Raw genomic sequence first — 689 nt, 5'->3', positions numbered from 1 at the left:
GAGGGGCTGTGACCGCGCGGCCGGTGGTCCCCCGGTCGCGCGGTCACAGCCCCTCCGCCCGGTCCTCGCCGAGCGCGGTGAGCCGGTCGCGCAGCCGGGACGCCTCCGCCGGTCGCAGCCCCGGCACCCGGGCGTCGCTCGCCGCCGCAGCCGTGTGCAACTGCACGGTGGCCAGGTTGAAGGCGCGCTCCAGCGGCCCGGCGCTGACGTCGACGAACTGCATCCGGGAGTACGGCACGATGGAGAGCCGCCGGATCAGCAACCCGTGCCGGACCAGCAGGTCGTCCTCCCGTTCCGCGTACCCCCAGGCCTTGACGGCGCGGACGATCGCCACGGCCCGCCACGCGCCGAACACCAGGACGGCGGCGAGGGCGAGCCCGAACAGGCCCTGACCGCTCAACGCCCAGCCGATCCCGGTCACCGCCAGCCCGATGGCGAGCACCACGGCCAGCCGGATCAGCTCCACCCAGATCAGGTCGGAGGAGATCCGTTGCCAGCGGACCGTGTCCGGCCAGGGCTCCAGTGGCCCCCGCCCCGCCGACCCGTGGGTCAACAGGGTGCCGGGTGCGCCGGCGGGTGACGGGCCGGGCGGCAGCAGGCCGGGCGCCGGCAGGTCGGGCGGGCGGGGGTCGGCGTCGTACCCGCCGGCCGCCGGTATGGCGCCCGGAGGCAGCGGGGCGGGCGATGAC

The 689-nt window shown here is 76.9% G+C and carries 1 protein-coding gene; it reads right to left on the bottom strand.

The features are described from left to right. Positions 1–43: 43 nt before the first annotated feature. Entirely contained in the window at positions 44–556 is a 513-nt protein-coding gene (locus tag EAD98_RS09260; RefSeq protein ID WP_121653642.1) for a PH domain-containing protein, read from the bottom strand. Positions 557–689: the final 133 nt, after the last annotated feature.

The sequence above is a fragment of the Micromonospora sp. CV4 genome (assembly GCF_003667455.1).
Classification (GTDB): Bacteria; Actinomycetota; Actinomycetes; order Mycobacteriales; family Micromonosporaceae; genus Micromonospora.
Note: the sequence above shows the minus strand (reverse complement) of the source record. Positions and strands in the feature narration are given on the sequence as shown.